General features: G+C 31.7%; 7 protein-coding genes. All 7 read left to right on the top strand.

The features are described from left to right. The first annotated feature begins 8 nt into the window (after positions 1–8). The 7 genes from HM990_RS09175 to HM990_RS09145 all read left to right on the top strand — a co-directional run bounded on the left by HM990_RS09175 (position 9) and on the right by HM990_RS09145 (position 12,406). Complete coding sequence (locus HM990_RS09175; protein WP_178988648.1) at positions 9–386, top strand: PH domain-containing protein; 378 nt, start codon at positions 9–11, stop codon at positions 384–386. 65 nt (positions 387–451) lie between these two features. Next, entirely contained in the window at positions 452–2,017 is a 1,566-nt protein-coding gene (locus HM990_RS09170; protein ID WP_178988647.1) for a type I restriction-modification system subunit M, read from the top strand. Next, on the top strand, positions 2,001–3,209 hold the full coding sequence (locus HM990_RS09165; RefSeq protein ID WP_178988646.1) for a restriction endonuclease subunit S: 1,209 nt from the start codon (positions 2,001–2,003) through the stop codon (positions 3,207–3,209). The genes HM990_RS09170 and HM990_RS09165 overlap by 17 nt, the downstream gene beginning before the upstream one ends. A 14-nt stretch (positions 3,210–3,223) precedes the next feature. Next, complete coding sequence (locus HM990_RS09160; RefSeq protein WP_178988645.1) at positions 3,224–6,394, top strand: P-loop NTPase fold protein; 3,171 nt, start codon at positions 3,224–3,226, stop codon at positions 6,392–6,394. A 16-nt stretch (positions 6,395–6,410) separates the two neighbouring features. Then, positions 6,411–8,201, top strand: coding sequence for a GmrSD restriction endonuclease domain-containing protein (locus HM990_RS09155; RefSeq protein ID WP_178988644.1), 1,791 nt, complete (start codon positions 6,411–6,413; stop codon positions 8,199–8,201). Positions 8,202–8,228: 27 nt separating this feature from the next. Next, complete coding sequence (locus HM990_RS09150; protein ID WP_178988643.1) at positions 8,229–9,254, top strand: hypothetical protein; 1,026 nt, start codon at positions 8,229–8,231, stop codon at positions 9,252–9,254. An 8-nt stretch (positions 9,255–9,262) separates the two neighbouring features. Then, positions 9,263–12,406 carry a type I restriction endonuclease subunit R gene (locus HM990_RS09145; RefSeq protein ID WP_178988642.1) on the top strand — a complete coding sequence of 1,048 codons (3,144 nt, stop codon included), beginning with the start codon at positions 9,263–9,265 and terminating at the stop codon, positions 12,404–12,406. Positions 12,407–12,418 lie beyond the last annotated feature (12 nt).

The raw sequence follows: 12,418 nt of genomic DNA, 5'->3' as shown, positions 1-12,418 counted from the left end.
ACCAGAGAATGGGATTACTAAACAAAATATTAGGAAACGCAAGCCAAACATCAACAGAAGAACTTACCCAAAAGTATAGCCGTCTATTAACAGATAACGAGCAAATAGAATTAGGCTTTAAACTCTTTAGGGACGTCTTTATGTTTACTAACAAACGTCTTATTTTAATTGATGTTCAAGGTATAACAGGTAGCAAGGTAGAATACAAATCAATGCCCTACAAAAGTATATCTCGCTTTTCATTAGAAACTTCCGGCACTTTTGATTTGGATGCCGAGCTAAAAATTTGGATTTCAAGCGAAAACATTCCTTCTGTTAGTAAAAAGTTTAATAAAAGTATCAACGTATACGAGGTGCAAAAGTATTTGGCTGCAAAAGTTATGTAAGGTATAACTTTAAGATTCTTATAATAAATCCTATTTTTAAATCGAATAAATAATCCAACGATTTAATGGCCAAAAAAACAACCAAAAAAACTAAATCAATAGAAGAAACCCTTTGGGATTCGGCAAATAAACTACGAGGAACTGTAGAAAGCTCAGAATACAAACACGTTGTTCTAGGTTTAATATTCCTAAAATTCGCAAGTGATAAATTCCAGAAACGTCGTCAAGAGCTCATAGATGAAGGAAAGGAGAAGTTTATCGATATGGTAGAGTTTTACGCACAAAACAACGTATTCTATTTAACTGAAGAATCGCGATGGAGCTATATTATTGCCCAAGCCAAACAAGACGATATTGCTTTAAAAATTGATACTGCTTTATACACGGTAGAAAAAAACAACCCCTCATTAAAAGGTGCCTTACCAGACAACTACTTTTCGCGTTTAAATATGGATGTGAGTAAACTAGCCGCTTTACTAGATACCATAAACAATATAGACACTTTAAAAGACCAACAACAAGATATTGTTGGGCGAGTGTACGAGTATTTTTTAAGCAAGTTTGCTATAGCAGAAGGCAAAGGAAAAGGCGAATTCTACACACCAAAAAGTATTGTTAACCTTATTGCAGAACTTATAGAACCTTACAAAGGTAAAATTTACGATCCTGCTTGTGGTTCTGGTGGTATGTTTGTGCAGTCTATGAAATTTATTGACAGCCACAATGGTAACAAAAAAGACGTTTCTATTTATGGGCAAGAATACACGTCTACCACTTATAAGTTAGCAAAAATGAACCTTGCCATACGTGGTATATCTGCCAATTTAGGCGATGTGCCAGCAGATACCTTTGCCAAAGACCAACACCCAGATTTAAAGGCTGATTACATTATGGCAAATCCACCGTTTAACCAAAAAGCGTGGAGAGCTACAGACGAGTTATTAGACGACCCACGTTGGCGAGGTTATGATGTACCACAAACAGGAAACGCTAATTACGGTTGGATACTAAATATGGTCTCTAAACTCTCAGACAATGGTGTGGCTGGTTTTATACTAGCTAATGGTGCATTGTCTGGAGGAGGAACCGAATACGACATACGTAAAAAACTGATTGAAAATAAGTTAGTAGAAGCGATTTTAATTTTACCACGTAACTTGTTTTATACTACGGATATTTCGGTAACGCTTTGGATTATAAACAACAATAAAAAAGAACGACAAGTAAAATTGTATGACGTAGAGAAAAACTACAGAAACAGAGAAGATGAAATCCTATTTATGGATTTAAGACAAGTAGGAATCCCTTTTGAAAAGAAATACATTCAGTTTTCACAAGATGAAATTAAAAGAGCAAGTGAGACTTATCACGATTGGCAGCAAAGTGAAAAAGAATATAAAGATATCCCAGAATATTGTTACTCGGCTTCAATTGAAGAAATACAGAAAAAAGATTACTCATTAGTGCCAAGTAAATATATCGAATTTGTAAACCGCGACGAGAACATCAATTTTGAGGAGAAGATGGCAAGCTTACAAATCGAATTTGCTGCACTTTTAAAAGAAGAAGCACAATCTAAAACCGAATTGTTAAACGTGTTTAAAAATTTAGGTTATGAAATCAAACTATAAATTATTAGGAGATTACATAACTAGAGTTGATGTAAGAAATAAGAACTTAGAAACAACTAATCTTAAAGGTTTAAGTATGACCAAAGAATTTAGAGACTCTACTTCAAATATTGTTGGTGTAGATTTATCTAAATATAAATTGGTGCCTAAAAATCATTTTGCTTGTGATTTTATGTCAGTTATACGAGTACATAAATTACCTGTTGTACATCAAAATAGTGATGAATTAATAATCGTATCACCTGCTTATACAGTTTTTAAAGTAATTGATGAATCTATTTTAGACTCTGAGTATTTAATGATGTGGTTTAGAAGACCTGAGTTTGATAGATATGCAGATTTTAGATGTGATAGTGCAATTAGAGGAGGTTTTAAATGGGACGAAATAGGCGAAGTAGAACTACCAATCCCATCCATAGAAAAACAACGCGACATCGTTAAAGAATACAACACCATTGTAAACCGTATTAAACTAAACGAAACCCTAAACCAAAAACTAGAAGACACTGCACAAGCCTTGTATAAACATTGGTTTGTAGATTTTGAGTTTCCTAATGCAGATGGCAAACCTTATAAATCTTCCGGTGGCGAGATGGTTTATAATGAGGAGTTGGATTTGGAGATTCCTTTGGGGTGGAAAAGTGGAGTGTTTTTAGACCATATAGAAATTCAAATGGGACAATCGCCAAAAGGAGATACATACAATTTAGAAGGAATTGGCACACCATTAGTAAATGGTCCAGTTGAGTTTGGGGATTACTTTACTATCAAATCAAAATGGACTACTTCGCCAACAAAATTATCTAAAAAAGGTGATTTAATTGTTTGTGTTAGAGGAAGTACTGTTGGTAGATACGTTAAGAGTAATGGAGAATATTGCTTAGGAAGGGGAGTTTGTAGTTTAAGAGGGAAAGTATCCCAAATATTTGTAGATTTAATGTATAAGAGAAATTTAAATGATATAATCTCTCTTGCTACTGGTTCAACTTTTCCCAATATTGATAGACAAACTATTTCGACTTTTCCAGCTATAGTTCCACCAAAAGAAATTATTCTGGTTTTTGAAAATAAGTTTTTTGAATTTCAAAAAATGTTACAATCAAATTCTAATGAAAAGAATCTTTTAATTAAAACTAAAGATTTACTTCTTTCCAAAATGTCAAAAGTAGAAACTAAAACAGTAGTAGTTTAAATAACCATATAATTATGAGTAAGCAATATAACTTTATTGACAATAAGCCATTAGGTAAAGATTTGTTTGAAGGTAAATCGCAAGAAAGAACTTCTAATGTAATTACTAATATTATAAAAGAAAATACTTTTCAAGTTATTGGTATAGATGGTGGTTGGGGCGTTGGAAAAAGTAATCTTGTAAAAATAGTTCAAGACAAACTAAGCGACCATATATTTTTTATTTATGATGTTTGGGGACATCAGGAAGATGAACAAAGACGCTCACTTTTAATAGAATTAACTAACTATTTAACTAAAAAAGAGAATAATTTTATTAAAAAGGGCAAGTGGGAAAAAAAGTTAACCATTTTACTTTCTAAGAAAAAGGAGGTTACTACAGAAAACCTTCCTTATTTAAGTGTAGGTTTTATTTTTGCACTTGTTGCAATAATTTATGCACCTACAGTTACTGCCTTTAAGGGAGAGTTATCTAATTGGTTAGGAATAAAAAGTGTTTTATGGAGATTGGTTTTAGTTCTTTTTCCAATTTTTATTGTAGCTGGAATTTACGTTTGGAATCTATTTAAGAATTGGAAAGATTGTAATGGATTTTGGACATCATTTAAATTATCAGCTCAAGAAACGTTTCAGATTTATACAAATAAGCAAAAGAAAGAAACTAAAATTGAAAGTATTTCAGAAGAAGAACCAAGTGTGAAGGATTTTCAGGAATGGATGACTGAAATCGATAATGATTTGAATAAAAATTTAGTTTTGGTTCTTGATAACTTTGACAGATTACCAAAGAAACACATTTTAAACGTTTGGTCTTCTATACACGTATTTTTTGCTGAAAAGAAGTATAATAAAATCAAAGTAATTATTCCATTTGATAGAAAGCATATTAAAAATGCTTTTTCAGATTTAAATAGCGATTCTAACACAAATTATGCAGACGACTATATAAATAAAACCTTTGATATAGTATTTAGAGTAGCACCACCAATAATGTCTAGTTGGAAGGAATTTTTCAAAAAGAATTGGGAAGCTGCATTTACGAATTTTGATGAAAATGAATTTGAAAGAGTAGAACAAGCCTATGAAGTATTGAACTCAGCAATAACACCGAGAGAAATAGTTGCTTTTATCAACAACTTTATTTCAATTAAATTAATCGATGATAAAATACCAGATAGGTATATAGCTATTTATTTATTGCGTCAGGAAAAAATATTAGACAATACCCTTACCGCAATTACCGAGTTTAGTTATTTAAGAGGGCTCGAACCTATTTATAAAAACGACGAAGATTTTCAAAAATATATAACAGCACTCGCTTATCAAATTGATTCAGATAATGCGATAGAAGTAATCTATAAAAATCAATTACGTGACAGTCTGGTAAATAATAAAGTTGAAGAATTTATAGAGATACAAGAAATACCAGCTTTTAAGTATATAATAAAACCAGTCATTTCTGAGTTGGAGGATTATAGGAAGCCAATTATTGTACTAGATAGATTGTATGAAAGTAAAAAAATTACTAGTAGCCTAAAAAGTTGGATTTGGAATATAATACATTCAAACTTGCAATCAAATGAATTAAATCCAGGGACTGTAGAAAATTATCAATTGATTTTGCTTAAAAATCTTTTGTCAGGAAAGCAAAAAGGATGGTTATCTAATATTTTAAGAAGCTTGTGGCTGGAAAATAATAAATTTGATATTATTGAATATATCGAAAATATTGATATAGTGGTAAAATTTTGTTCTGACAACAATTTAGAGCTTAATCCTTTAGATAACTTAATGTCTAAATCAATAAGTCCTGAAAATCTAAGGTTAGCAATTGACTATAAACAAGTTGACTATTTAAAATATAAGTTGAATTGTGAAATAGAAAAAGTCGACGATTATTTAATAACTTTTGAAGCCGAAAGTATAGAGGAAACATCTTTTATAAGATTTATTGATGATCGATTAAACTTAAAAAAATTTCATCAGAGATTGCTTGGATTTATAGGTTCAAACAAAACAGATGACACTATATTATTTCAAATATTAGATAAGTTGAAATTAACAGCTAATGAAGAATTAGGGATAAAATCTGAGATTCTAGACGCTGATATACATCATTTGATAAGTATTACAACAATTAGAGATAATATCTTTGTTGATTTAGCTGCACTACGATTATCATTGCTCACAGCTAGTAGTCCATCTTATAGATCTGTTTACGAAAAAGTTCTGACTAGTGAAGATGAGGAGTTTTATGGAAGAGTTGCTAGTCAATTAGAATGGTATATTAATTACAGTGATTTCTTAGTCGGATCCATTTCCTTCACTAATAAACTGACTGTAGGTGTTGTTAAAAAGCTTATCAGTTTAAATCCTACTCACCGATTCTTTTTAGTGGAGCCTATATTAGGAAATATTATCTCTATTTGCGATAAAAATCATATTGAAGTAGAGCAATTGTTAAATACGCTTCACATAGAAGACCAATATGAATTAGATCAGGAAAGGTTGTTAAAACTAGATCCTTCGGTATTATCAATTCTTAAAGTTAGCTCATCGAATATAGCATCTAAAGTAATTGATATTTTTCATAATTATTATAAAAACAGGTCTAAAGATGGATGGGAAGAAAACTTCAAAGATTTAAACAGTGAGTTATTCAAGCAGTTAAAAGCTATCGGATTTATTAATTGGAATCATTTTGCTTTAGAAGTTTTTGATGCGCTATTACTAAAAATAGCTGATGATTCAGTGATTGATAACAAAGAAACTGTAGCATGGTTACTCGAAAGCTTTGAACAAAGTGATAGAGATTTAGATAACACACTTAAAAACATGCGTGACCGCTTAATTGAAAAAAATAGTGTTAAGTCAGAGATCTTTACTCTCTTTGTAAAACCTCTTTTAACACATGCAAGTATGGTGGACAAAGCTAGTGACGTTATGCGAACGATTTTTAAAACAGAATTATTAGATTTCGAAGAGTGTGTCAAAAAAATGATGGATAATTCTGAGAGTATCAAATCAATTTTAAGTAAATCAGGTAAATCCAAAGATGATTTTAGAGATGGTTTAAAGGCAAGAATAAGTAATGAAGATATTCAAGAATTATCAAGAGAACTCGGATTTAAAATAAAACCTGAAACCAAAGATTCTGATGATGAAAATTCAAATTCAAAAGATTAAATAATTAAAAAGTAAAATGTCAAAATACTCAGTACACCAACAACCCGTAGAAACCTTATTAAGCTGGATAAAGTCTGGCGAAATAGCAATACCAGAAATACAACGCCCTTTTGTTTGGAAAAGTAAAAAGGTAAGAGACTTAATAGACTCGTTATATCAAGGCTATCCTGTAGGCTATATCATTACATGGCGTAATCCAGACGTAAAACTAAAAAACGGAGAACTCTCTGCTGGCAAAAAAGTATTAATAGATGGGCAACAACGTATTACGGCCTTAACAGCTGCTGTAGTTGGGCAACGTGTACTAAATAAAAACTATAAGGAAATTAATATACGTATTGCCTTTAACCCAATTACTGAAACATTTGAGGTGCTAAATAAAGCATTTGAGAAAAGCCCAGAATGGATTAATAACATCAATCCCATAATAAACGATGAGATCTCTATAACAAAAGCTATAAGAGAATATCTAAAACTAAACCCAGAAGCTGATGAGGATTTAATTGAAGATCGCATAGAAAGTTTAAAACGTATAAAAACCAAGCAAGTGGGTATAATAGAATTAGACCACTCTTTAGACATAGATACGGTTACAGATATTTTTATTCGTATCAACCAAAAAGGGGTTGTATTGAGTAACGCAGATTTTGTAATGTCTAAAATAGCTTCTGATGAGGCGCATGAAGGTAACAAAATGCGAAAGCTGGTAGATTACTTTTGTCGTCTCATTGTAGATAAGGATTTTAATAAGCATATTCTAGATAACGATAAAGAGTTTTCGCAACATAAGTATTACAGTGCCATAAAATGGATGGCTTCTGGTCATGATGATTTATATGTGCCAGAATACATTGATGTGTTGCGTGTAGCATTTACATATAAATTTAGTCGCGGAAAGTTTAGCGATTTAGTAGCGTTACTCTCTGGACGTAATTTTGAGACCAGGACTTATGAAAACGATATTGCAGAACGCAGTTATCAAATGCTATCAGAAGGCTTAATGGATTTTGCTAACCAAACAAGTTATCAACGCTTTATTATGCTGATAAAGTCGGCAGGTTTAATCAATCAAAAACTAATCTCGTCAAAAAATAGTTTAAACTTTTCGTATGCCTTGTATTTAAAATTACGAAATCAAGGGATGCCAGAATCTGAAATTCAGCATTACGTTAAGCGTTGGTTAGTAATGTCATTATTAATTGGGCGTTATTCTGGTTCTGCAGAATCCATGATAGATGAAGATATTAAGCAAATTAATGAAAAAGGGATAGAAGTCTATTTAAAGCAAATGGAACAAAACTATTTAGGGGAAGGGTTTTGGGATTTTGCATTAGTAAGTCAGTTAGAATCCTCTAGTATTAATAATAATGCTTACAACGTCTATTTAGCAGCACAATGTTATGGTAACGCACCTGCGTTTTTATCAAAAAGTATGAAAATAAGTAGCCTTATTGAACAAAGAGGTGATGTACATCATATTTTTCCAAAAAAATATTTAGCTCAAAATAGCTATGCTCCAAAACAATACAATCAAGTAGCTAATTTTGTCTATACCGAACAAGCTACTAATATTAAAATCGGCATGTTAACACCAAAAGACTATTTGTCTAAAGTTATGGAACAAATACAGTCTGGTGTTTTTGATATTAGCACCTTAGATTCTAGAAAAGGATTAGAAGAAAATCTTTTGTTAAATGATATACCTAATAAATTATATACAGCTATTCATTTAGATTATAAAGATTTCTTAATAAAGAGACGTAAATTAATGGCTGCTAAAATTAAAAAGTACTACGAGCAATTGTAAATTAAGTTAAAACCCAATAAGAAAAAAATGAAACAATTTTACCTACTACAATTATTACTTACTATTTCAATACAATCACAAGCAGAAACTAACCCAATAAACGTCGTCGATTTAAATTTTAGAATGTCCGCAATGACAACACATGAGTTGGCTTATGGATTTGCTGAAGGAGACAAAATAATAATTAACTACTCTGAAGAAAGAGGTAAAAAGCTTAAAAAATTTAAGGTATTAGAGTATAAAGGCTCTAATATATTCTCTGATTTTAATGTAGTAAATATTGACAATAAAGAAATTACGATAAAAAAAACTGGAATTTATATTTTTAAGTTCGAAAGTACTTCTTTAGCAAGGCGTATATGTAAATTTAGAATAGATAGGATTCCAGTATCAGAGGAATTGGCATATTTTAACACAACAGTTAAACAACGTACTTTGACAGATACAACCTACACAGTGAGGCAAGCACGTTACGTAAAAAGTGAAGCTTATCAGGTAAAAAAAATTACTGAAAACCAACACTTTTATGTGAATAGTGGTTCTAATGCCTACTTTAAAGGTGGTAAATCTAGGGTAGCGTTACCATTTAATTTACCTGTAAACACTGTAAAATGGTATTATACAGTATCTGCTTTTAGAGATAATAACATTATTGAAAGTACATCGAGCCAAATTAATTTGGTTTCAGACTTATCTAGATTGATTGATAATTCAGGAAGTTTAGGATTTGCAATTGACCAATTAGCTAATCCTCCAGGAGCAGACTATTGTGATGTGTATTTATTAGATCATGCAAACCTAAACTTATTTTTGAATAAAAATAATTTTAGTCATTATTCTATAGGAACTAGAGAAAATATTATAGCAGCAAATGTTGAGGTCGGTAATTCGTTTTCTCAACAAATATATTTAGGAATTAAAAACCCAGACACTACTTATGGCATTAATGTTTTAGTAAGTATCGCAGCTATTGTATTAGAACAAGAATTTGATGTAAGAGAGATTAAGACACCTCATGTAACCCATACAAAAGAGTTGTACTTAGAAAATTAAACGATAAGATGAGTAAATTCACAGAAGCAGAATTAGAGCATGTTTTTATAGAATTGTTGGGTAATGAAGGTATCCCTCATGTCTTAGGGAACAACATTGTGCGCCAACCTAATGATGTGCTCATTAAAACGGATATTAAAAACTATTTGCAAAACCAATATAAAAGCGACAATATAACAGATACCGAAATTAACAGTGTTATACGTAAATTAGAGATGTTTAGTTCTTCAGACCTTTATGAGTCCAATAAGCAAATTATGAAATTGGTTAGCAATGGTTTTCAGTTAGAGCGTGAAGACCGTTCTCAAAAAGACTTATACATTCACCTTATAGATTACTCAGATACAGATAGCAATAGCTATAAAATAGTCAATCAGTTAGAGATTTACGGCTATGAAAAACGCATTCCTGACGGTATATTATATATCAATGGCTTGCCCTTAGTAGTCTTTGAGTTTAAAACTGCTATACGAGAAAATACCACCATACACGATGCCTATGTACAATTAACTACACGTTACAGACGTGATATTCCAGAGTTATTTAAATACAATGCCTTTTGTGTGATTAGTGATGGTGTAAACAGTAAAATGGGTTCGTTTTTTGCTAACTATGAGTTTTATTATGCCTGGCGAAAAGTACTAGGTTTAGATAAGGAGGTAGATGGTATAAATAGTATGTACACTATGATTCAAGGTTTGTTTAATAAAAACAGATTAAGACGAGTAATACATCACTTTATATACTTTCCTGATAGCAACAAACATGAGTTGAAAATTGTGTGTCGTTATCCACAATTTTACGCGGCAACAAAGTTATTAGAAAATATAAAGTTGCATCAAAAACCAGAGGGAGACGGAAAAGGAGGTACATATTTCGGTGCTACTGGTTGTGGTAAAAGCTACACCATGTTGTTTTTGTCTAGACTGCTTATGCGAAGTCCACACTTTAAAAGTCCAACCTTAATAATTATTACAGACCGAACTGATTTGGACGATCAATTATCAGGACAGTTTACGAACGCTAAAGCCTACATTGGTGATAATAATATTATAAGTGTAGAAAGTAGAAAAGAATTAAAAAAGTTATTGAAAGGCAGAAAAAGTGGAGGAGTGTTCCTAACCACCATTCATAAGTTTACAGAAGATTTGGAATTGTTAACGGACAGAACTAATGTGATTTGTATTTCTGATGAAGCCCACAGAAGTCAAATAAACCTAGATCAAAAAATAAAAGTAACTGAATACGGCGTAGAAAAAACCTATGGCTTTGCCAAATATTTGCACGATTCCTTGCCTAATGCAACCTATGTTGGTTTTACAGGCACACCAATAGATGCCACTTTAAATGTGTTTGGAGATATTATAGACTCATATACCATGACCGAGTCTGAAAAAGATGAAATTACAGTTCGAATAGTTTATGAAGGACGCGCAGCAAAAGTAGTTCTAGAAAATAAGAAACTCTACGAGATAGAGGAGTATTATAGAATGTGCGAAGAAGAAGGTGCTAATGATTATCAAATAGAGGAAAGTAAGAAAGCCTCTGCTAATATGAATGCCATTATTGGAGATCCTGACCGCATAAAGGCAGTTGCTGAAGATTTTGTTAAGCACTACGAAACTAGGATCATTGAAGGTGCAACCATTAAAGGAAAAGCCTTGTTTGTATGTAGTTCTAGACCAATAGCTTTTCAACTATATAAAGAAATTATTGCCTTAAGACCAGAATGGACATTAGTAAAAGCTTTTGAAGAAGGTTCTACATTAACAGGCAAAGAGCAAAAAGAAATCAAACCGATGGAGCGCGTTAAAATGATAATGACGCGTGGTAAGGACGACCCAAAAGATATGTACGACTTATTGGGTACAAAAGACGATAGAAAGGAGTTAGACAGACAGTTTAAAAATGAAAAGTCCAACTTTAAAATTGCTATTGTGGTGGATATGTGGCTAACAGGTTTTGATGTGCCTTTTTTAGACACCATGTATATAGATAAACCTATACAGCAACACAATTTGATTCAAACCATTTCTAGAGTCAACCGTAAATATAAATCGAAATCAAAAGGTTTAGTGGTGGATTATATTGGATTTAAAAAGCAAATGAATTTAGCCTTAAAACAGTATTCAGCTGTCGATGGTCAAAATTTTGAGGATATAGAAACCTCTATAGTAGTTGTTAAAGACCAATTAGATTTATTGGCTAAGTTGTTTCATAAGTTTGATGTTTCAGACTATTTTTTTGGAGAAGGTATCAAGCGATTAGATTGTTTAAACTTAGGAGCAGAATTTGTACAGCGCACCAAAAACATTGAAACACGTTTTATGAATATCGTAAAACGTCTGAAAGCAGCTTATGATATTTGTTGTGGTGCCAATGCTTTTACAGAGGAGCAAAAAGACCAAATTCATTTTTATTTAGCCATTCGTTCCATCGTTTTTAAGCTTACAAAGGGAAATGCACCAGATACGGCTCAAATGAATGCTAAAGTTCGCGAAATGATAAAAGAAGCTTTGCAAAGTGATGGTGTAGAAGAGATATTTAAATTAGGTGACGACGCACAAAAAGAAATAGACATTTTTGACGAAGCCTATTTAGCTAAAATTGAAAAGATAAAATTGCCAAACACTAAGATTAAACTATTACAACAGTTATTGCAAAAGGCAATTGATGAATTGAAGAAAACTAATAAAATTCAAGGCATAGACTTCTCTAAAAAGTTTAAGAGTATAGTCGATAAATACAACGAACGTAGTGAACAAGATATTTTACAAAGTAATGTTTTGGAAGATTTTACTGATGAAATCATTGATTTATATCATGAGCTTAGAAAGGAGAAAGATTCTTTTCAAGATATGGGCATTGACTTTGAAGAAAAAGCATTCTATGATATTCTGAAAGCAATAGCACACAAATATGATTTTGATTATCCAGAAGATAAGTTAATTCATCTTGCTAAAGAAGTTAAAAAAGTAGTGGACGATAAGGCAAAATATACGGACTGGAATCAACGTGATGATATTAAAGCCGAATTAAAAGTTGATTTGATCATACTGTTAGCTGAAAATGATTACCCACCAATAACAAAAGATGAGGTGTTCAAGGAGATATTTGAGCAGGCAGAGAATTTCAAGAGGTTTAATGGTTAATTAGTATTAGTA

The sequence above is a fragment of the Winogradskyella schleiferi genome, from assembly GCF_013394655.1.
GTDB lineage: Bacteria > Bacteroidota > Bacteroidia > Flavobacteriales > Flavobacteriaceae > Winogradskyella > Winogradskyella schleiferi.
Note: the sequence above shows the minus strand (reverse complement) of the source record. Positions and strands in the feature narration are given on the sequence as shown.